Annotated in this window: 15 protein-coding genes, 1 tRNA gene and 2 pseudogenes; 11 read left to right on the forward strand and 7 right to left on the reverse strand. The window is 64.3% G+C overall.

The window, feature by feature from the left end; translation table 11 throughout:
* From H5395_RS15060 to H5395_RS15070, 3 genes and pseudogenes are all read left to right on the forward strand, one after another.
* Positions 1-123: pseudogene (locus H5395_RS15060) on the forward strand (IS5/IS1182 family transposase); the annotation flags it as partial.
* A gap of 120 nt (positions 124-243) precedes the next feature.
* Positions 244-2,373: a site-specific DNA-methyltransferase gene (locus tag H5395_RS15065; RefSeq protein ID WP_220495069.1), complete on the forward strand. Its 2,130-nt coding sequence runs from the start codon at positions 244-246 to the stop codon at positions 2,371-2,373.
* A complete protein-coding gene (locus H5395_RS15070; protein ID WP_182793389.1) occupies positions 2,373-5,519 on the forward strand; it encodes a BPTD_3080 family restriction endonuclease in 3,147 nt (1,048 codons plus the stop codon). The genes H5395_RS15065 and H5395_RS15070 overlap by 1 nt, the downstream gene beginning before the upstream one ends.
* Before the next feature lie 329 nt (positions 5,520-5,848).
* On the opposite strand, the gene H5395_RS15075 is transcribed toward H5395_RS15070, so the two are convergent.
* From H5395_RS15075 to phaC, 4 genes are all read right to left on the reverse strand, one after another.
* Positions 5,849-5,938, reverse strand: a tRNA-Ser gene (locus H5395_RS15075).
* 39 nt (positions 5,939-5,977) lie between these two features.
* Entirely contained in the window at positions 5,978-6,604 is a 627-nt protein-coding gene (gene phaR, locus H5395_RS15080; RefSeq protein WP_182793390.1) for a polyhydroxyalkanoate synthesis repressor PhaR, read from the reverse strand.
* 144 nt (positions 6,605-6,748) lie between these two features.
* Positions 6,749-7,234, reverse strand: a complete 486-nt coding sequence (locus tag H5395_RS15085; RefSeq protein ID WP_182793391.1) for a Phasin — start codon at positions 7,232-7,234, stop codon at positions 6,749-6,751.
* A 192-nt stretch (positions 7,235-7,426) separates the two neighbouring features.
* Positions 7,427-9,493 (reverse strand): class I poly(R)-hydroxyalkanoic acid synthase, encoded by a 2,067-nt coding sequence (gene phaC / locus H5395_RS15090; protein WP_370576476.1) that lies wholly within the window; start codon positions 9,491-9,493, stop codon positions 7,427-7,429.
* Positions 9,494-9,960: 467 nt separating this feature from the next.
* Here phaC and phaZ point away from each other — a divergent pair, with 467 nt between their 5' ends.
* Together phaZ and H5395_RS15100 are read left to right on the forward strand one after the other, a co-directional pair.
* Complete coding sequence (gene phaZ, locus H5395_RS15095; RefSeq protein ID WP_182793404.1) at positions 9,961-11,292, forward strand: polyhydroxyalkanoate depolymerase; 1,332 nt, start codon at positions 9,961-9,963, stop codon at positions 11,290-11,292.
* 133 nt (positions 11,293-11,425) lie between these two features.
* Positions 11,426-11,899 (forward strand): pyridoxamine 5'-phosphate oxidase family protein, encoded by a 474-nt coding sequence (locus H5395_RS15100; RefSeq protein WP_182793392.1) that lies wholly within the window; start codon positions 11,426-11,428, stop codon positions 11,897-11,899.
* 46 nt (positions 11,900-11,945) lie between these two features.
* Here H5395_RS15100 and H5395_RS15105 read toward each other — a convergent pair whose 3' ends face one another.
* Entirely contained in the window at positions 11,946-12,674 is a 729-nt protein-coding gene (locus tag H5395_RS15105; RefSeq protein WP_182793393.1) for an alpha/beta fold hydrolase, read from the reverse strand.
* Between the two features lie 180 nt (positions 12,675-12,854).
* Between H5395_RS15105 and thrS the strand changes: the two genes are divergently transcribed.
* The 3 genes from thrS (at position 12,855) to H5395_RS15120 (ending at position 16,821) form a co-directional block, all read left to right on the forward strand.
* A complete protein-coding gene (gene thrS / locus H5395_RS15110) occupies positions 12,855-14,804 on the forward strand; it encodes a threonine--tRNA ligase (protein ID WP_182793394.1) in 1,950 nt (649 codons plus the stop codon).
* A 210-nt stretch (positions 14,805-15,014) separates the two neighbouring features.
* Complete coding sequence (locus H5395_RS15115; RefSeq protein WP_182793395.1) at positions 15,015-15,221, forward strand: cold-shock protein; 207 nt, start codon at positions 15,015-15,017, stop codon at positions 15,219-15,221.
* 115 nt (positions 15,222-15,336) lie between these two features.
* Complete coding sequence (locus H5395_RS15120; RefSeq protein ID WP_182793396.1) at positions 15,337-16,821, forward strand: class I adenylate-forming enzyme family protein; 1,485 nt, start codon at positions 15,337-15,339, stop codon at positions 16,819-16,821.
* 3 nt (positions 16,822-16,824) lie between these two features.
* Here the strand turns inward: H5395_RS15120 and H5395_RS15125 are convergent, their stop codons facing one another.
* Positions 16,825-17,184 (reverse strand): hypothetical protein, encoded by a 360-nt coding sequence (locus H5395_RS15125; protein ID WP_182793397.1) that lies wholly within the window; start codon positions 17,182-17,184, stop codon positions 16,825-16,827.
* Positions 17,185-17,344: 160 nt separating this feature from the next.
* On the opposite strand from H5395_RS15125, the gene H5395_RS15130 reads away from it, so the two are divergent.
* The 3 genes from H5395_RS15130 to H5395_RS18540 all read left to right on the forward strand — a co-directional run bounded on the left by H5395_RS15130 (position 17,345) and on the right by H5395_RS18540 (position 20,620).
* Positions 17,345-19,567, forward strand: a complete 2,223-nt coding sequence (locus H5395_RS15130) for an adenosylcobalamin-dependent ribonucleoside-diphosphate reductase (RefSeq protein ID WP_182793398.1) — start codon at positions 17,345-17,347, stop codon at positions 19,565-19,567.
* A 265-nt stretch (positions 19,568-19,832) separates the two neighbouring features.
* Complete coding sequence (locus tag H5395_RS15135) at positions 19,833-20,420, forward strand: hypothetical protein (RefSeq protein ID WP_200559453.1); 588 nt, start codon at positions 19,833-19,835, stop codon at positions 20,418-20,420.
* A gap of 56 nt (positions 20,421-20,476) precedes the next feature.
* Entirely contained in the window at positions 20,477-20,620 is a 144-nt protein-coding gene (locus H5395_RS18540; RefSeq protein ID WP_200559455.1) for a hypothetical protein, read from the forward strand.
* Between the two features lie 34 nt (positions 20,621-20,654).
* On the opposite strand, the pseudogene H5395_RS15140 reads toward H5395_RS18540, so the two are convergent.
* Positions 20,655-21,709 (reverse strand): annotated as a pseudogene (locus H5395_RS15140) (IS3 family transposase).
* Positions 21,710-21,787: the final 78 nt, after the last annotated feature.

Raw genomic sequence — 21,787 nt, forward strand, 5'->3', positions numbered from 1 at the left:
TGCTTCAACAAGCTGAAGAACGCCCGCCGCGTCGCCACCCGCTACGACAAAACCGCCGAAAGCTACCTGGCATTCATCGACGTTACCTCCATCCGCCTCTGGCTCCGCCATTTGTCAACATGACCTAGGCAGACGCTGGACCTGTTCGGCGATCTGGACCTCGACATTGCCGACCGGCTGGACGCCTACGAGCACAAGGGCCCCTGGACCAACCGCCTGATCCTTGGCGACTCGCTGCAGGTGATGAACTCGCTCCTCGAATATGAGGGCCTGGGCGGTCAGGTGCAGACAGTTTATTTCGATCCGCCATACGGCGTGAAGTTCGGCTCAAACTTCCAGCCCTTTGTCCGGAAGCGCGACGTGAAGCATGGGCCGGATGATCAGATGATTCGGGAACCCGAGATGGTGAAAGCCTATCGGGACACGTGGGAATTGGGGCTCCACTCGTACCTGTCTTACCTTCGTGATCGACTGCTTCTGGCGAAAGAGATGCTTGCCGAATCCGGCTCGATCTTCGTCCAGATTTCAGACGACAACCTGCACCACGTTCGAGAAGCACTCGACGAGGTATTCGGCAATGAAAACTTTGTCTCGATGATCACGTTCTCGAAGACTTCGAGCGCCACATCTGAGCTCATCGCCAGCACGTCCGATTACCTGCTATGGTATGCCAAGGCAAAACCGATGGTGAAGTACAACCGCCTCTATCAGCGCAAGGTTCTGGGGGCCGAAGGATCTAGCGGCTACAACCGGATCGAATTAGCTAATGGTGCGCGCCGCTCCATGACGGTGGAAGAACGAAAGAACTTCGACCTTCTCCCAGAGGGCGCGAAGGTCCTGACCTTCGATAACCTCACCTCGCAGCGGCCGCCCGGCGATTTTCCGGTGGAGTTTGAGGGAAACGTCTATCGTCCTCGAAAAGGATATTGGAAGACCGGCACCGAGGGAATGAAGAAACTCGTTGCGGCACGTCGTGTCGACCTTGTCGGCAACACGCTGCGCTACGTCAGGTATTTCAGCGACTTCCCCGTTTTTCCGATCGCGGACCGATGGGACGATACAGGCGTCGCGGGCTTCGCGGCCGACAAGCTCTACGTCGTGCAAACGAACGAAAAAGTTGTTCAGCGCTGCCTTCTCATGACCTCGGACCCAGGCGATCTCGTACTGGACATCACCTGCGGATCGGGGACCACGGCCGTGATAGCTGAGGAATGGGGGCGCCGCTGGATCACCGTTGATACAAGCCGGGTTCCGATTGCGCTCGCGCGCCAGAGGCTCCTGACAACCACCTTCCCATGGTATCGCCTAAGCAACCCGGTGAAGGGTCCAGGGGGCGGTTTCGTCTATGAGCGCAAGCTAAACCGCAAGGGAGAAGATGTGGGCGGCCTTGTTCCGCGCATAACCCTTAAGTCCATCGCAAACAATGAAGATCCGGAGATGATCACCCTGGTTGACCAGCCGGAGGTCAACAAGCAGATCACGCGCGTCTGCGGCCCCTTCACTGTCGAGGCCACGATCCAAGCCGCGATGAGCATGGAGGAGGACGCCGAAGGCACGTCGACACAGCCGCAGTCCTCCAGCCCACGCGTCTATCTCGACCGGATGATCGAGGTGCTGCGGCAAAGCAAATCACTCAGCTTGCCAGGAAACTTTACCCTTCAGCTCGACAACGTCCGCCCACTCGCCGACCGCGAATACCTGCATGCCGAGGCTGTCGCGAAGAACGGCAGCGAGAAGATCATCGCGATCGCCTTCGGTCCCGAGGACGGCGCCATCAGCTCGGACTACGTGTTCAACGCAGCCATCGAGGCCATGCAGCAGGGCTTTGGCCAGCTGTTCCTGTTCGGCTTCGCGATTCAGGCCAAGGCGCGCGAACTTTTAGAAAAGATGAAGATCCCGACCGCCTACATCTCGATGACTCCGGATGTGGTGATGTCGGACCTGCTCAAGACCACGAAGAACAGCGAAATCTTCTCGATCACCGGCCTGCCGGATGTGCGGCTGGAAAAGGCGGGCAAGCGCGATGACGGCACGCCGCTTTATCGCGTGGTTCTGCGCGGGCTCGACATCTTTCTGCCACATCTGATGGACACGGATCATATCGACGCCGAGAACCTGCCGTGCTGGATGCTCGACACTAATCACAACGGCATGGCCTTCTATGCCAGCCAAGTGTTCTTCCCCAAGACCAGCGCTTGGGACAACCTTCAGAAATCGCTGAAAGGCCAGTTCGAGGACAGCGTCTGGTCTCATCTGGCGGGCACGGTCAGCGAGCCCTTCGCACTGGGCGACAAGGGTCGCATCGCGGTCAAGGTGATCGACGAGCGCGGCAACGAGCTGATGGCGACCCGCAGCGCCGAGGATGCTGTCTGATGCCGCAAGCCGCACCAAAGGACGCTCCGCTGACCGTCGCCGAGGTCGAGTCGCCCATCATCAACTCGCCCTTCCGCGAGCCGTTGCTCCACTGGAAGATCGAGAAGGCGAAGCCACCGCGTAAGGCCGAAGGCCGCCGCCGCGCCAGCTATTTCTATCGCGTGCCCGAACATTCCGGGCGCGGTCGTGCCAGTCGCGATCAGGCTGAACTGTTCGAAAGCCAGGCCGGCGAGGAAGTCGAGCTCGAGATCGTCAACGCGATCCGGGGCCGGGTGAAGGACTGGCGGGCTGGCGTGCACAGCGGTGGCGTCGCCTATGACGGTGCCTCGCCCGTGACGCGCGAGCTGCTGGACCTGTGGCGCAGCGATCAGCGCATGCAGCGCCTGTTCTTCGCCCAGATCGAGGCGGCCGAGACGATCATCTTCCTCGTCGAGGCCAAGCAGGTCTATCGCAAGGGTCTGCCCGAAATTCCGAAGGACGAGCCGGGGCTGGAGGCCAAGGCTGCCGGGATCCGCGCCTTCCTGCGCTATGCGTGCAAGATGGCGACCGGCAGCGGCAAGACTACGGTGATGGGCATGCTGACCGCCTGGTCGATCCTGAACCGCGTGGCGTCTCCGCGGGACGACAGGTTCTCGGATACCGTGCTGATCGTCTGCCCGAACGTGACAATCCGTGAGCGGCTGCAGGAACTGGACCCCGCGCTCGGCGACCTGAGCCTGTACCGCACCCGCCAGCTGGTGCCGCCGCACCGGATGGAGGATATGCGCCGCGGCGAGGTGATGATCGCCAACTGGCACCGGCTGGCGAAGAAGGAGACGAACAGCGTCAACGGCGACAGCGCCAAAGTGGTGAAAACCGGCGAGCCGGTCGAGGTTGTGAAGAACGCCCGCAAGGCCAATCAGAGTGTCGAGGTCAAGTATTTCGAGTCCGACCAGGCATGGTTCAAGCGCATCCGGCGCGAGATGGGCAGCGGCAAGGGCCGTAGCCCGCACTGGCTGATCTTCAACGACGAGGCACATCACGCCTATCGGCGGGGCGATGCTGCATCCGAGGAAAGCCTCGACGAGGACAAGGATCTGGCAAGCAAGAACGCGCGCGAGGCGACGATCTGGATCGAGGGGCTCGACCGGATCAACAAGCTCGCGGGCGGCAGCCGACGGCGGGGGATCAACCTCTGCGTCGATCTGTCGGCGACGCCGTTCTATATTCAGGGTTCGGGCAACGAGGTTGGCAAGCCGTTCCCGTGGGTCGTCTCGGATTTCGGGCTTCTGGACGCGATCGAATCCGGCTTGGTGAAGATCCCACAGCTTCCCGCTCGCGACGTGTCTGGTGCCGAGGAAGCGGCCTATTTCAACATCTGGCGCTGGGTTCAGGCGAAGGCAAAGGAGGATGGCCTCGGCACCAATATCACGCCCGAGATCGTGATGAACTACGCCTCGGCGCCGATCAACCTGCTGGCGCTGGAATGGCATGAGCGGTTCATCGAATGGGAGCAGCATTCCAAGCAGCAGCACAGGCATCCGGTCCCGCCCGTTTTCATCGTCGTCTGTCGCGATACCGCGGTGGCAAAGGAGGTCCACGACTGGCTGGCGAACGGGAATGACAGCTATGGCGTCTCTCCCGCGTGGTTCCGCAACACGCCCGGCCAGGAGGTTACGGTCCGCATTGATTCGAAGGTCATGGAAGACATCGAGGAAGGCGGCTCCAAGGATGAGACCAGGCGCCTCAGGTTCATCCTCGATACCGTCGGCAAGGCGGAATGGCCGGGCGGCAAGGTTCCCGAGGACTGGTCGGAGCTTGTCCGCAAGCACAACGACAAGGTCGCCAGCGACGACAACGACGGCTCGCTGAAATGGGTTGATGAGCGCGTCCCGCCCGGCCGCGATGTCCGCTGCATCATTTCAGTGGCGATGCTGGCGGAAGGATGGGATGCGAATACGGTCACGCATATCGTCGGCCTGAGGCCCTTTGGCTCGCAATTGCTGTGCGAACAGGTCGTCGGGCGCGCGCTGCGCCGCAAGAGCTATGCGCTCGACGAGGAAACGCAGATGTTTGCCGAGGAGACCGCCAAGGTCTTCGGCGTCCCGTTCGAGCTGATTCCCTTCAAGGTGAAGCCCGTCGGTCCGCAGCCGCCCAAGCCTGATCCGAACCACATATTTTCGGTTCCGGAGAAATCGGAATACGAGATTACGTTCCCCGTCGTCTCGGGCTACCACCAGTCGGGTCAGTTCGATGTCCACATCGACTGGAGCAAGGTGGCCAAGGTCACAATCGACCCCATGAAGATCCCTCAGATCGTCGAACTCACCCCACTGACCACGCCTGATGGCACTCTGGCTGCCTTCGGCCCCGGAGAGCGCCCCGTGCTATCCCTCAAGGAATGGCGCAATCGCTTCCGCGATCAGCAAGTGGCGTTCAGGCTGGCGCGCGAGATCTGCGAGCGATGGCTGACTGACAACGGAACCGAGGCTGTTCCGGTTCAGCAGTTGTTCCCTAAGGTCGCTTTCGCCGCCAAGCGATTCCTGTCCGAGAAGCTGGAGCGAAAGGGGGACAGCCGGCCTTGTGACGTGCTGCTGGTGGGCGAGTATATGAAGGCCGCTACTGGTTCACTCATTGAGGCCATAAAGAAAGGTGCGGCGTCCGGCACAGGAGAGGTCGCGATCATTCCTCAGGGTGCCGCGGGGCGTGGAAGCACGCTTTACGTCGATTTTCACACCACGAAACCGATCTATGCGGTCACGCGGTGCCACCTGAATGCGATGGTCGCGGACACGAAGAAATGGGAGCAAAGCGCAGCCTTCCTCTTGGACACCCACCCGGGCGTGGTGCGATGGGTGAAGAATGACAGGCTGGGCTTCACTGTTCCCTACCGGCACCGCGGGATGCTTTCGAACTATGTTCCCGACTTCATTGTAGTCACGGATCGCGGCGAGAATATCATCGTCGAGATCAAGGGGAGAGTGGACGATAACGCCGATGCCAAGGCTAAGGCCGCCCAGCGCTGGGTGGCGGCGGTCAACAGCCTCGGCGACCACGGTGTCTGGCGGTATCTTCTGGTTGAGGATCCGGGCAGGACCGGGCAGCTATTGAACGCGTTCGTTGACCAGCAATGGAGCGACGGACCCTTCGAACTCAACCCGACATAGAAGCGTGCATAGCGGGAACGGAACGGACTCAAAGGCCTGATCTGGATGGTCTGTTTGGCCCGTGAAATCGTTGGATTTCAGTCCGTTTTCCAAACGCGACTCCCGACGAAGTGCTCAGGTCCGCCCTGAAAGTACCCGTTTATAGTCAATGGTATACAGAACTTTACCGAACTCACGCAGTCAACAGGTCCGGAGAATAGCGGCCCGGAGAGCGCGCTTCCGGCCCTCCTAGCGCCGAGGCCAGTGCTCAGCCCCATCCGCATAACCCTCGAAAACAACAGAAAAATCCGGCCGTAGCCGGATCGGGAGAACACGTTCCCAAGGGCAAGTGGCGGACGGTGAGGGATTCGAACCCTCGAGACGGTTCCCCGCCTACACACTTTCCAGGCGTGCGCCTTCGACCACTCGGCCAACCGTCCGTTGGAAGGGCTTTAGCCCGGCCTCAAGCCCGCTGCAAGTCAGAGCTTAGAGATCCGGGTCTGCAGTTCCGCAAGCTGGCGCCGGATATCCTCGGCCTCGTCCTCGGACGCTGAACCAGAAGGACGAGCCTTGCCACGCACCCGGTCCGTGGCAGGAACGGGCAGGACCTCGCCCTCGTCGTCCTCACGGGAGGGGCCGCTTGAATTGCCGGTCCAGCCGCCCATCATCGCCTTCAGGAACAACTGCTGCTGGCGCTGCATCTCGGAGAAGCCCGGCATTGAGGCCATGGGATGCTGCAGCGTCGCAAGCTGCTCCATCATCTTGGACTGGCCGTGACGCAGCATCTCGAAGCTGACGGCAAGGAACTGCGGCACCACCGATTGCGCCTGGGCGGTGTAGCTGCGGACAAGGTCGGTCAGCAGGTCGACCGGCAGCACGTTCTCGCCCCGGCTTTCATGTTCGGCGATGATCTGCAGCAGATACTGGCGCGTCAGGTCATCGCCCGATCGCAGGTCGATGATCCGCACCTCGCGCCCGTCGCGGATCACCTGCGCGATCTCCTCCAGCGTGATGTAGTCGCTGGTTTCGGTGTTATACAGCCGCCGACTGGCATAGCGCTTGATCAGCAGCGGCTCAGGCTTCGACTTGGCGGCTTGGGCGGACATGGGCACTTCGCTTTTATGCATCTGCAGCGATGATGGGATGCCATTCCTGCGATTGCAAAAGAAAAACGCGCGCCGGGTCAGGGCGCGCGTCCGGTCATGTCAGCCGGGATGGGGCCGGTTGCCGGCGCGATCCCGCGGAAAGGCTCAGGCCTTGTCCTTGTTGATGCCGGGGTTCACCGAGCTGGTGGCGGCGTCCTGCGCCTGGCGGGCGACGTTCTGAAGGTTCGAGGTCGCGGTCTGCGCCATGCGCTGTGCGTCGGCCTGGACTTCCTTGCCGGCGTTCATCAGCAGATCGACGGTGTCCATCTGGACTTTCTTGGCGACCTCGGCATAGGCGGCCATGTGTTCGGCAGCCAGTTCGGCGGCGGCCGAGGCGAAGTCGGACATCGCCTTGGCATAGTCACCCGGCTGCTCTTTCGAGGTGGTCAGCTCGCCCATGCGCGACAGCGTGTCCTTGGCCCAGGCGGCCGAGATCTCGGTCGAACGCTCGGCGGCCTGCAGGGCGACGCGGGTCATCCGCTCGCTCAGCTGAGCCTGGGTCTTGAAGGCTTCGGACATCGACGAGGTGTCGACGGGGAAGTTCGCCATCATGTCCTGGAAGGTCTTGGTGAAGTCGGGGGTCTTGGCCATCGGATCTCTCCTGGATGCGGTTATTGATCGGGTTCAGTAGCACTGCACATACAATAGATGCTGCAGTGCAGCATTTCAAGCGGTTTATGCTGCACTGCAGCAAAAAGTCTTCCGCTTGCGTGTTCCCGCATGGAATGCGGGGTCAGCGCGGGAGAGTCTGGCATCAGACCCTTTCGCGCTTCCCTTTCGCCGTCAGGCGGTCTCGTGCACGTAGGTTCCCGGTGCGGGCGCCAGCGAAAGCTGCGGGCTGCGCGCCGGAACCATCGGTCCGGCATGTTCGGCCAGCCATTCGCCCCAGTGGTTCCACCACGATCCGGGGGTGTAGGTCGCATGCTCGCGCCATTCCTCAGGCGTGCCGTCGAAACCTGCGTGCGACAGGTAGTGGCCATATTTGACCTTGCTCGGCGGGTTGATGATCCCGGCGATATGGCCCGATTCCGACAGGATGAAGGTCCGGTCCTCCGCGCCCATCTGCGCGATTCCCTTCCAGCTGTGCAGCCAGGGGGCGATGTGGTCGCCCTCGCAGGCAATGGCGCAAAGGGGGACCGTCACATCGGACAGGTCGACTTTATGGCCGAGAACCTCGAACCCGTCCCGGACCAGCGCGTTCTTCTGGCAGATTTCACGCAGATACTGCGTGACCATCGGACCGGGCAGGTTCGTTCCGTCCCCGTTCCAGTAGAGAAGATCGAAGGCAGGCGGCGTCTCGCCCAGCATGTAGCTGCGGATGGCGGGGCCCCAGATCAGGTCGTTGGCGCGCAGGAAGCTGAAGGTGCGCTGCATCAGCTTGGCCGACAGATAGCCCATGCGCTCCACCTCGCCCTCGATCCCGCCGACGAAGTCGTCCTGCAGGAAGGTGGTGAACTCGCCCTGATCCGAGAAGTCGGTCAGCGTGGTGAAGAAGGTGGCCGATTTCACCCGGTCGTCGCCGCGCTGCTTCATCACGCCCAGGGTGGTGGACAGCGTCGTGCCGCCGATGCAGTAGCCGACGGCGTTCAGCTGCGGCTCCTCCGTCAGTTCCAGCACCTTGTCGATCGTTTCGAGAAACGCGGCCACATAGTCGTCCATGGCCACGTCGGCAAAGCTGGAATCCGGGTTCTTCCAGGACAGGACGAACACCGTATGCCCCTGCTCGACCAGCCAGCGCAGCATGCTGTTCTGCGGCTTGAGATCGAGGATGTAGTATTTGTTGATCCAAGGCGGGAAAACCACGACCGGGGCCTTGTGCACCTGTCCGGTCGTCGGCGCGTACTGGATCAGCTCGTACATCCGGGTGCGGTGGACGACCTCGCCGGGCGTGGTGCCGATGTTCTCGCCCACGCGGAAGGCGCTGCGGTCGGCCAGCGAGACGATCATCTCGCCGCCGCTCGCCTCGATGTCGTGGACCAGGTTCTCCAGTCCGCGCACGAGGCTCTCGCCCTCGGTCTCGAGCGCCTTGATCAGCGCGTCGGGGTTGGTCGCCAGAAAGTTGGTCGGCGCCAGCATGTCGATCATCTGCCGGGTGAACCAGTCCACGCGGCGGCGTTCGACATCGCTCTGGATGTCCAGGTCGGCGGCGGCCTTGCGGATCGCCTCGGCGTTGATCTGATACTGGCGCATGACGAAGCTGTAGAAGGGGTTCGTCTGCCACAGCGGGTTCTTGAAGCGGCGGTCCACCGGGCCGTCGCTTTCCGGCGCCTGGAAGCCCTGGACGAAGGCGCTCTGCGCATCGGCCACATGGCGCAGGGTGTCCCCCCAGTAGCGGACCTGCTGCTCGATCAGCCGCGCGGGCTGTTCGGTGGCGAGCTTCAGCCAGGCCTGCGCGACCGAGCCGTAAAGCTCGGGTCCCGGCACCTCGACGCCCGGATGACGCATGGGCCGGCTGCTGGCGGCGCGCAGCAGGCGCTGGCTCAGGTTCTCGATACGGGAGATGTTCTCGGACAGCTTCTCGGAAAGGCCGGGCGCCAGCAGCGGATTCCCGAAGGCCGTCGCCGATGCCGGGGCGACCTCTGATGCCGATGCGACCTCCGGTGCCGGGGTGGTCTCCGGTGCCGGGGCGGCAGGCGGCGGCGCCTCGGGGCGGGGCGGCTCGGTGGCGGTTGCCGGCTGTGCGGGCAGCCCCTCGTCGGTGACGGTGACGGGTTCCTGCTCTGTCGCCGGCGTTACATCAGCAGCCGGCGTTGCAGGAGCTTCGCCCCGTCGCGCGGCCTGATCCTGCGGAGCCGCGGTCTTCTCCGCGCCCGCTTCGGCGTCAGCGACCTCCGCCGCTTTCGCGGCCACCGCCGGTTCCGCCGCGTTTCCGGCGATCTTCCTCGGCTTTCCCCTGGGTCTGGATGCGGAAGCCGCCTCTGCCTTCGACCCATCCGGGGCTGTTGCCTTTCGGCGTGTCCGCTTGCCCGCGGGCGGAGCCGAATCATTCTCGACAGCCGGCAAGGTGCCGGACATGATCGCGGCGACCGGATCTGGTTCCACCGACTCGCCGAGCGAAGGCGAATCCTGTTGAGTTGCCGCAACTACCTTTGGGCCAAGGGTTTCTGCAATTGCAGCATCAAGCCCTTGTTCCGGCTGACCTACCTCCACAGCCGAGGCTTTTTTCCCGCGACGCGACGCGACGTCCTCTCGTTTAATTGCCATGGCAATGGGTCCTCATCAGCACGATTCGCATTAAGACTTGCTTGACGTAAGCCGTAAAGCCGGCATTACGCACCACAACTTTGAAGGAGTAACGGTCCATGGTCTACAAGGGTATGCGCGGCATGTTGTCCTACGACGCCATGGAAACGCTTCGCAACACCAACGAGTGGATGGGCGCATCCGCGCGGGCCATGGCCTCCTATCCCCTGTTCGCCATGATCCCCACTCCGATGTTCAAGGTGCTCAGCGCTTGGGGCCGGGTGACGGAACGCAGCTTTGCCCGGATGGTGATCAAGCCCGATTGGGACATCCCGCCGATCGCCGGCACCGAGGGCCAGGACCATCTGGTCTATGTCGAGCCGGTGGTGCGCCGCCCCTTTGGCAACCTTGTGCAATTCCGCGTCGCCCGGCGCGAGCCGATGGCCCGCCGCGTCCTGCTGGTTGCGCCCATGTCGGGACATTACGCGACCCTTCTGCGTTCGACCGTCAACTCGCTGCTGCCCGATTGCGACGTCTGGGTGACCGACTGGCAGAACGCGCGCGACATCCCGGTCAGCGAGGGCAAGTTCGATATCGAGGATTATACCGGCTATCTTGTCGATTTCATGAAGCATCTCGGACCGGATCTTCATGTCGTCGCGGTTTGCCAGCCAGCGCCGCTGGCGCTGGCCGCGACCGCGATCCTGGCCGAGGACGAACCGGCTGCCCAACCCCGCACCCTGACCCTGATCGGCGGCCCCGTCGATCCCGACGCGGCGCTGACCGATGTCACCGACTTCGGCAACCGGGTGACGATGGGCCAGCTTGAACATGCCTTCATCCAGCAGGTCGGCTTCAAGTATCGGGGCGTCGGCCGCATGGTCTATCCCGGCCTCGCGCAGCTCGGCTCGTTCATCGCCATGAACGCCGAAACCCATGCCGCCGCCTTCCGCGACAAGATCATCGCCGAGGCGCGGGGCGAAGGCTCGATCAGCGACAAGCACAACAAGTTCTACGACGAATATCTCGCCGTGATGGACATGACGGCCGAGTTCTACCTGACCACGGTCGAACGCATCTTCAAGAATTTCGAGATCGCCCAGAACCGTTTCGTCGTCAAAGGACGGCAGGTGGACATCGGCAAGATCAGGGACGTGGCGATCATGACCGTCGAGGGCGCGAACGATGATATCTCGGGCCCCGGCCAGTGCGTCGCCGCGCTCCGGCTCTGCACCGGCGTCCCCGACAACAAGAAGGCCCAGCATCTCGAACCCGGCGCGGGCCACTATGGCATCTTCGCGGGCAAGAGCTGGCGGATCAACATCCGCCCGATGGTGCTGGACTTCATGGACGAGAACGGCATGACCCCCGACAAGAACCGGATCAAGCGCCTGCGTGGCATGACCGGCCCCGGCGACACCCGCACCCCCGGTCCCGAGGAACGCGACAGCCGCATCGCCGTCTGACCGCTCCTCCCTTGCAAGTCCAAAGGCCCCGCCGCACCCGCGCGCGGGGCCTTTCCCTTTGCGGAACCTCAGCCGTGCGGCGGGTGTTGGCCCTGCGACTGTCCGCGCCCATCCGGGGCGCAAAGGAGGATACATGACCGACAACCGCGACACCTTCTGGAAGCGCCTCGAAGGCATCAACGCCGGGATGCTGGGGGCCGAGCCCGACTGGCGGCTGGTGCCGATGTCCCACTACCCGGAACCGGAAACCGCGACACTGTGGTTCATCACCGCCGACGGCACCGACCTGGTCGAGGCCGTGGAAGATGGCGCGAAAAAGGCCGTCCATGCGGTGGGGGACGGCGATGGCCAGCTTTACGCCCGCATCGAAGGGCGGCTGGAGCTGTCGAACGACGCGGCCAAGCTCGACGAGGTCTGGAACGCGGTCGCCTCAAGCTGGTTCGAGGGCGGCGAGCGCGACCCGGACGTGCGCCTTCTGAAGTTCACCATGTCCGAGGCCGAGGTCTGGACCACCGCCGGCCGCATCGGCTTCTTCTACGAGATCGCCAAGTCCAAGATCACCGGCGCCAAGCCCGACATGGGCGATCATTTCCAGGTCAGCTTCTGACCCCTTCACGATGCTGCGCCCGGCCCTCGCGGCCGGGCGCTTGCGTTCAGCCCGCCAGTTCCGTCACCGCCTCGCGGATCATCCGCAACTCGCCCGGCCCGCTGAAACGATGGTCCGCGTCCTTCACCAGCATCAGCCGGATATCCGGCCCCTCGGCATGGGACAACAGCCGCAGCGCATCCTCTATCGGCACATCGGCATCCGCCGTCCCCTGCAGGAAGCGCACCGGCATCGGCAGCGCCAGCGGCTGCCCGAAGACGCTGTTCTCCGCCCCCTGATCGAACAGCCGCCGCGAGAAGACGTAATCCTCGCCATATTCACTCGGCCGGGTGATCCGCCCCTCGCGCGCCAGAGCCTCGTGGTCCGCATCGGTGAACTCCGCCTGCATCCGCGCCGTGAAATCCGGCGCGGCGGCGATCGTCACCAGCCCCGCCCAGCGTTCCGGCCGCTCGCGCGCCAGCAGCAGCGCCAGCCACCCGCCCAGCGACGACCCCACCAGCACCTGCCGCCTCGGTGCCAGCGCGTCGATCACGTCGCGCGCATCCTCCAACCAGTCCCCAACGCCGAACTCCTCGACGCGTCCCTCGCTGCTCCCGTGCCCCGACAGGTCGAAGCGCAGCATGGCGCGGCCCTGAGCCCGGCACCACGCCTCCAGATCGACCGCCTTGGTCCCGCCCATGTCCGACTTGAACCCGTGCAGGAACACGATGCCCGGTCCCTGCCCCTCCAGCCGCTCATAGGCCAGCCGCCGCCCCGCTGCTGTCCGGTGAAACATGGCGCCACTCCTTCTTTCTTCTTTGTAGAAATATCCCACGGGGGCCCGGGGGCGTGAAGCCCCCGGACCGGCGGCGCCACCAAGGCCCGCATTGACACGGCCCCCTGCCCGCGCCACACGGGCCCCCACATAACCCGCAACCGGGCGTTCCGTGGGCGCCGAACCGATTGGGAGGACGCGATGTCCCAGATTTCTCTCACCTTCCCCGATGGCAGCATCCGCGACTATCCCGCCGGCACCACCGCGGCCGAGGTCGCCGCATCCATCGCGCCCAGCCTTGCGAAGAACGCGATCAGCGCCAGCTTCGACGGCCGACACATCGACCTCGCCTGGCCGCTGACCCAAGGCGGCTCCATCGCCATCAACACCATGAAGGACGCAGCCCCCGCGCTGGAACTGATCCGCCATGACCTCGCCCATGTCATGGCCCGCGCGGTGCAGGAGCTCTGGCCCGACGTGAAGGTCACCATCGGCCCGGTCCGCGACTACGGCTGGTTCTACGACTTCGACCGCGAGGAACCCTTCACCCCCGACGACCTCGGCGCCATCGAGGCGAAGATGAAGCAGATCATCGCCGCCCGCGATCCCGTCCGCACCGAGGTCTGGGACCGCGCCCGCGCCATCGCCCATTACGAAGCGGCCGGAGAGCCCTTCAAGGTCGAGCTGATCCACCGCATCCCCGAAGGTCAGGACCTGCGGATGTATTGGCACGGCGACTGGCAGGATCTCTGCCGGGGCCCGCATCTGCAGCATACCGGTCAGCTTCCCGCCGACGCCTTCAAACTGACCCATGTCGCCGGTGCTTACTGGCTGGGCGACAACACACGCCCGATGCTGCAGCGCATCTACGGCGTGGCCTTCCGCAACCGCGACGAACTCAAGGCCCACATGACCATGCTGGAGGAGGCCGCCAAGCGCGACCACCGCAAGCTGGGACGAGAGATGGACCTGTTCCACATGCAGGAGGAAGCGCCGGGCCAGGTCTTCTGGCATCCGAACGGCTGGAACATCTATGTCGCGCTGCAGGACTACATGCGCCGCCAGCAGCGGAAGGGCGGCTATGTCGAGGTGAACACCCCGCAGGTCGTGAACCGCAAGCTGTGGGAAGAATCCGGCCACTGGGAAAACTACAAGGAAAACATGTTCATCGTCGAGGTGGACGAGGACCACGCCCGCGAGAAGACCATCAACGCGCTGAAGCCGATGAACTGCCCCTGCCACGTTCAGGTGTTCAACGTCGGCCTGAAATCCTACCGCGACCTGCCCCTGCGCATGGCCGAGTTCGGGTCCTGCAACCGCTACGAGCCCTCTGGCGCGCTGCACGGCATCATGCGCGTGCGCGGCTTCACCCAGGACGACGCGCATATCTTCTGCACCGTGGCGCAGATCGAACTCGAATCCCGCCGCTTCATCGAGTTCCTGTCGCGCGTCTATGCCGATCTCGGCTTCGACCAGTGGCGCATCAAGCTGTCCACCCGGCCCGAAAAGCGCATCGGCTCGGACGAAAGCTGGGACCATGCGGAAGCCGCGCTTGCCAATGCGGTGACGGCGGCGGGCCACGGCTACGAAATCTTTCCGGGCGAAGGCGCCTTCTACGGCCCCAAGCTGGAATTCGTGCTGACCGACGCCATCGGCCGCGACTGGCAATGCGGTACGCTGCAGGTGGACCCGAACCTGCCGGAACGGCTGGATGCGGAATATGTCGGCGAGGACGGGCAGAAGCACCGCCCCATCATGCTGCACCGCGCCGTGCTGGGCAGCTTCGAGCGCTTCATCGGAATGCTGATCGAGAACTACGCGGGCAAGCTGCCTCTGTGGCTTGCGCCCCGGCAGGTGGTGGTGGCCTCCATCGTGTCGGACGCCGACGACTATGTGCGCGAGGTGGTCGAGGCGCTGAAATCCGCCGGCCTGCGGGCCGAGGCCGATACTCGCAACGAGAAGATCAACTACAAGGTCCGTGAACACTCGCTGAAGAAGGTGCCCGTCATCATCGCCGTCGGGATGAAGGAGGTGGCAGAGCGCAGCGTCTCGATCCGCCGCCTCGACAGACAGGGTTCCGAATCAGCACTCCTTGATTCCGCATTGGAATCCCTGCGTATCGAGGCCACTCCGCCCGACCTGCGTGACTGATGTTGCGTGCAAGCTATTGAGATCACGCGCCCGTGACCCTGCGTCAATGCGAACACGATTCTGTGCTTGCGTTCGCAGGTGATTTGTTCATCCTGTTTCCGCGTGAGCATGACTTTCTACCGCGTCCCTTCACGGGGCAGCCGGACTGCGAAAGGGCTGCACGACCCCGATCGGCAATCTCGCCATCGGGAGACTGAAGGAGAGAAGGTCATGGCGACCGGCACCGTTAAATGGTTCAACGCCACCAAGGGTTTTGGCTTCATCGCGCCCGACGATGGCGGCAAGGACGTGTTTGTCCATATTTCCGCGGTTGAGCGTGCAGGTCTGACGGGCCTCAACGACAACCAGAAGATCGAGTACGAGCTGCAGTCGGGCCGCGACGGCCGCGCCTCGGCATCGGACCTGCGCCTGCTCTGATTCCTCCGGGCTTTGCCCCGAAAGCGTGATAGCGGCCTGCGGAAACGCGGGCCGTCTTGCATTTCCGGTCCCTCCGTCGCATCCCCTCCAGCGTCACAAGTTGGGATGGCGCATCATGCAGGACGGCAAGCCGCAGGACTTCAACCTGGCCGAACATGTGCTTGCGGCGGGACTGGAGGCGCCCGACAAGCTGGCGCTTGCGGTGGTCTCGGCCACAGGGGCCGACCGCTGGTCCCATGCCCGCCTGCGGGCGGCGGTGCTTGGCGCAGCGACAGGGTTGCTGGACCGGGGCCTCAGGCCCGGCGACCGCGTGCTGCTGCGGATCGGAAATGAGCCCGCCTTCCCGGTGGCCTATCTTGCCTGCATTGCGGCCGGACTGATCCCGGTCCCGACCTCGGCCATGCTGACCGCCCGCGAGGTCACGAAGATGGCCGCCGACATCCAGCCCGCGCTGGTCATTGCGGGCAATGGCATCGCCCTGCCGGAAGGGACGACCAATGCCCTGCCCGCCGATCAGCTTGCCGCCATGACCGCCCTGCCCTCTGCGGATTTCGACCGCGGCGACGCCGACCGGTTAGCCTATATCGTCTATACCTCGGGCACCTCGGGCAATCCGCGCGCCGTCATGCACGCCCATCGCGCGATCCTTGCCCGGCGGATGATGTCCGAGGGCTGGTATGGGCTGCAGCCCTCGGACCGGCTGCTGCACGCGGGCGCCTTCAACTGGACCTTCACGCTGGGCACCGGGCTGATGGACCCCTGGACCGCCGGCGCCACCGCCCTGATCCCGGCCGAGGGCACCGCCATCGAGCAGATCCCGCTGATCGCTCGCCGCCACGGCGCCACCCTGATCGCCGCCGCGCCCGGAGTCTTCCGGCGGATGCTGCGCACCGATTGGGCGTCCCTGCCCGACCTGCGCCACGGGCTGACGGCGGGCGAAAGGCTCGACCCCGAACTGCGCCGAGCGTGGAAGGACCGCACCGGCACCGACCTGCACGAGGCGATGGGGATGTCGGAATGCTCGACCTTCCTCTCGGGCTCGCCCGCGCGCCACGCGCCGGAAGGTTCGGCGGGCTATCCGCAGCCCGGCCGCCGCGTGGCGATCCTGTCGGATGACGGCGAGCCCCTGCCCCCCGGTCAGTCCGGCATCCTGGCCGTCCATCGCACCGACCCGGGGCTGTTCCTGGGCTACCTCGGCCAGCCCGAGGAAACCGCTGAAAGGTTTCAGGGCGACTGGTTCCTGACCGGCGACCTGGCGGTGCAGGCCGAGGATGGCGCGATCTCGACCCTGGGCCGGGCCGACGACATGATGAACGCGGGCGGCTTCCGCGTGGCCCCGGCCGAGGTCGAGGACGTGCTGGTCCCGGTCCCCGGCGCGGGCGACGTGGCCGTGACCGAACTGCCGGTTCCGGGCGCATCCATCATCGCCGCCTTCTGGACCGGCCCGGCCACGCCCGAGGCGATGCGCGCCGCCGGCGAGGCTGGCCTCGCCCGCTACAAGCAGCCCCGCGAGTTCATCCGGGTCGAGGCGCTGCCGCGCACCCCCACCGGCAAGATCAACCGCCGCGCCCTGCGCGAGGCGCATAGGAAGGACGCCTGACCCTCACTGCGGAAAGGTGACGGCGTCCAGCGGGTATTCCATCACCGCGATCATCGGCTGGTCGCCGTCCTCGGCGAAGGCAAAAACATGCAGCATGTCGTTCTGCAGCACCACGCGGCAGAACCGCCCCTCCTGCGCCATCGCGGCGGGACATTCCGGCATATCGCCATGCTCGACGGTCGCCTCGAAGATTTCATAGGTCATCGCGGCCGCCGGGGTTTGGCGCGGCTCGGCAAGGTTGATCGGCGCGGCGATGCCCGCCGCGTCGGTTCCGTCGCCGTGGTCTTCGCCGGGGACAGAGGACATTGCCGCGACGCCGGACAGCAGCACGGCAGCAAGGGAAAGGGGAAGGGCTCGGGTCATCTTGGGACTCCATGAGAATCAGGCAAGTTAAAACTGACTGATTTTGTCGGCTTTATACAAGAATGAAGATCGTGCGGACGCGTCAGCCTGCGCCGAAACTTGCCGTCGGCGCGGCCCGGGTGCATGAGGGAAGTCGCTTTCACCAACGCAGGTTTCCCGGATGAACCGTTTCGCCGCCCCCATCGCCGAACAGATCTGGGACATGAAATACCGGCTGCGCGCCGCCGACGGCACACCGCTCGATGCGACAGTCGAGAACACATGGCGCCGGGTCGCCCGCGACCTCGCCTCGGTCGAAGTGGACCCATCCGCCTGGGAGGGCCACTTCTACGCCGCGCTCGAGGATTTCCGCTTCCTTCCCGCTGGCCGGATCATCTCGGGCGCGGGCACCGGGCGGTCGGTCACGCTGTTCAACTGCTTCGTCATGGGCACGATCCCCGACAGCATGGCGGGCATCTTCGACGGGCTCAAGGAAGCCGCGTTGACCATGCAGCAGGGCGGCGGAATCGGCTACGACTTCTCGACCATCCGCCCGAAGGGGGCCGAGGTAAAAGGGGTAGCCGCCGACGCCTCGGGGCCGCTGAGCTTCATGGATGTCTGGGACGCCATGTGCCGCACGATCATGTCCGCAGGCTCGCGCCGGGGCGCGATGATGGCGACGATGCGCTGCGACCATCCCGACATCGAGGACTTTATCGCCGCCAAGCAGGACGCCGCCAGACTGCGGATGTTCAACCTGTCGGTGCTGGTGACGGACGCCTTTATGGCAGCGCGAGAGGCCGATGCCGACTGGCCGCTGGTCTTCGGCGGCCGGGTGTTCAGGACTATACGCGCTCGCGATCTGTGGGACGGGATCATGCGCGCCACCTATGACTATGCCGAGCCGGGCGTGATCTTCATCGACCGGATAAACCGTATGAATAACCTCGTCTATGTCGAAGAAATCTCTGCCACAAACCCTTGCGGCGAACAGCCTCTGCCGCCCTATGGCGCCTGCCTGCTGGGCTCGATCAACCTCGCGCGGCTGGTGCAGGACCCCTTCGGGCCCGAGGCCGCGCTGGATCTCGATACTCTGGATGGGTTGGTCACAACGGCCGTGCGGATGATGGACAACGTCGTGGACGCCTCGCGCTTCCCGCTGCCGCAGCAGGCGGCCGAGGCGCAGGCCAAGCGCCGCATCGGTCTGGGCGTGACGGGCCTTGCCGACGCGCTGATGATGGTCGGCCTGCGCTATGGTGCGCCCGAGGCAGCCGAGGCCACCCGCCACTGGATGCACCGCATCGCACGGGCGGCCTATCTGGCGAGCGTGGGTCTGGCCAAGGAAAAGGGCGTCTTCCCGCTGTTCGATGCCGATGCCTACCTGTCCTCGGGATTCATGCAGAAGATGGACGAGGACGTGCGCGAGGCCGTCCGCGCCCACGGCATCCGCAACGCCCTGCTGACCAGCGTGGCCCCCACCGGCACGATCAGCCTCTACGCCGGCAACGTCAGTTCGGGGATCGAGCCGGTCTTCGCCCACAGCTATACCCGCAAGGTCTTGCAGAAGGACGGCACCCGCACCGAGGAGGAGGTCGTGGATTACGCCGCCCGGCTGTGGCGCGACCGCATGGGCGACGCGCCCTTCCCCGACTGGTTCGTGGACGCCCAGACGCTGTCGCCGCTGGACCATGTCGCCATGCAGGCGGCGGCGCAGGACTGGGTGGACAGCTCGATTTCCAAGACGATCAACTGCCCCGAAGACATTTCCTTCGACGCCTTCAAGGACGTCTATCTTGCGGCCTGGGATCAGGGCTGCAAGGGCTGCACCACCTATCGCCCGAACGAGGTTACGGGCTCGGTCCTGTCGGTGGAGAAGCCCTCGGCGCCCGAGTTGCTGGACAAGCCGATGGACCGCCCGGTGGCGTTGGGGGGCGCGACCTACAAGCTCAAGTTCCCCGGCAGCGAGCACGCCATCTACATCACCGTCAACGATATCGAGGACGGCGGGCGCAGGCGGCCTTTCGAGGTCTTCATCAATTCCAAGAACATGGAGCATTATGCCTGGACCGTGGCGCTGACGCGGATGATCTCGGCCGTCTTCCGCCGCGGCGGGGACGTGAGCTTCGTGGTCGAGGAGTTGAAGGCCGTCTTCGACCCCCGCGGCGGCGCCTGGATGGAAGGCCGCTACGTTCCCTCGATCCTGGCCGCGATCGGCGGCGTGATCGAGCGGCACATGGTCGCCATCGGCTTTTTGCCGGGGGAAGGGACAGGACTAAAGGCGGACCCCCATGCGAGCGGCGCGACCTCGATCGGCCCTTCCTGCCCTGCCTGCGGGACGCCGGGGATGCGGATGATCGAGGGATGCATGACCTGCCCAAGCTGCGGTCACTCGCGCTGCCAGTAGCTGTTGATCGCTGCTCTTGTGTTGGAACAGCCAATTCCTGGCCATTTCGAGGTTTGCATGGCCATTTCGCAGTCAAAATAAGGCCATCCGCCTTCGCGCGGTCGGAACACGCAGACAGCCCGCAGTTGCGCCCCTCGCAGGAGCGGCAAAGACCCGAGTCGGCTTTTCATGTCACGGCTATGTCTGATTGGCATATCCAAGGGGTACAATGTGCCAGCGGCGACGATAGCCTTCGGGCACACGTATTTGGCATCCCGGTTTTTCGATGTCCGACATCCTGGCCGACCTGATCCTTTCTCTTGCACCGGAAGACGGTTCCGCCATCGGCAACGCCGCCATGATGGCCCGAATGCGCGCGCGGGTGCCGAACATGACAGACGACGACTACCTTGCCGCGCGGGACATTTTCGTCGGTGCCGGGCTGCTCGTCCGCGGCAGAGGTCGCGGCGGATCAATCTTCCTGATCCCTAATCCGGACAAGGACGATGACCTCGAAGACGAGGTGGGCGGCTTCGACCTGCTACCGACCGAAGAGTCGCCAGTGCCGCAACGAAGGGTGATCACGAGCCGAACCACACCCCGCAAGGCAGATGGGCCTGTTCAGGTGCTGAGCTATCGCCATGGCGAGACGCGGGTGAACAACCCCGAGGTCGGGATGGACCATGCCGGCCTCGATCCGGATAGCGAGAAAACGGTCCGGGCCTATCACCCGCGTCTCGACGCGGTCCTGAACTTCAACAGCGCGCGGGCGGGGATCGAGAGGCTGATCGACGAGGCGCTGGCCAGCAGTGATACCGAGCGGATGCGGGACGCGCTGCAGGAGCTGAAGCGGCTGCAGGCACCGTATATCTGAACTGGACAGGCAAGGCGGAGCGGACGAGCGTCGAGGTCGATACCGGCTCGCTCCACGTGCATGAGCCTGTGGACCCGGCGCCGATCCTGGCCAACGCGGCGAAGCGGCTGAAGGGCAAGAATGCGGCGGCGCAGTGGCGGCAGCCGGACCTGTTCGCGGCCCCGTTCGAGAACCTGCCCCTGCGTCAGGCGCTGGGGTAATCTTCCCCGTTTTAACGGGGTGCGGCCGTAGAATTCACGCGGCCATCTTCAGTTTCTGGGCAGGGGTGACCCCGCCGATGCCCATGTTCCGGCGTTCGTTGTTGTAAGTCCACAGCCACTCGGTGGCGATGTCCTGCACCTCCTCGATGGTTTCAAAGATGTAGAGGTCCAGCCACTCGTGCCGAACGGTGCGGTTGTAGCGCTCGACATAGGCGTTCTGCTGGGGCTTTCCGGGCTGGATGTAGGTCAGGGCAATGCCCTGCTTCCCGGCCCAGGTCGTCAGCGTGGAACTCACATATTCCGGGCCGTTGTCCACCCTGATGGACAGGGGCTTTCCGCGCCATTCGATGATCTGGTTCAGGGACCGAACGACCCGTTCGGCGGGCAACGAGAAGTCGACCTCGATGCCCAGACCCTCGCGGTTGAAGTCGTCCAGCACGTTCAAGAGACGGAACTGCCGCCCGTCAACCAGCCGGTCGGCCATGAAGTCCATGGACTAGGTGGTGTTCGGCGTTTCCGGCACGGCCAGTTCTTCGGGCTTCTCCCGCTTCAGCCGTCGTCGCGGCTTGATGCGCAGGTTCAGTTCCAACTCGCAGTAGATCCGGTGGACCCGCTTATGGTTCCAAACATGTCCTTTGACGTTGCGCAGGTGCAGGAAGCACAGGCCGAACCCCCAGGTCTTGTGCGCCCTGGTCAGCCCGACCAGCAGGTCGGCGATCAACTCGTTCTCTTCGACGCGCTTCGGGCTGTAGCGGAAACAGGTCTCGCTCACGCCGAACGCCCGACAGGCCAGCGCGATGCTGGCCGCCTTCGTCGCCACCGCCTTCTCGGCCAACTCCCGGCGCTGAGCTGGCCGCGTCACTTTTTTCCAAGCGCCTCGCGAAGCAGATCGGCCTGCATGCTGAGGTCCGCAAACATGCGCTTCAGCCGCCGGTTCTCGTCCTCAAGGGCCTTCATCTGGCCCATCATGGACGCATCCATGCCGCCATACCTGGCGCGCCACTTGTAAAACGTCGCGCTGCTGATTCCATGCTCGCGGCACAGCTCAGGCACAGCCAGCCCGCCCTCGGCCTGGCGCAGCACGCCCATGATCTGGGCTTCGGTGAAACGGCTGTTGATTTCCACTCGGAACTGACCCGGGTAGGCGCGTAATTTCCACTGAGAACT

The sequence above is a fragment of the Paracoccus sp. MC1854 genome (assembly GCF_014164635.1).
GTDB lineage: Bacteria > Pseudomonadota > Alphaproteobacteria > Rhodobacterales > Rhodobacteraceae > Paracoccus.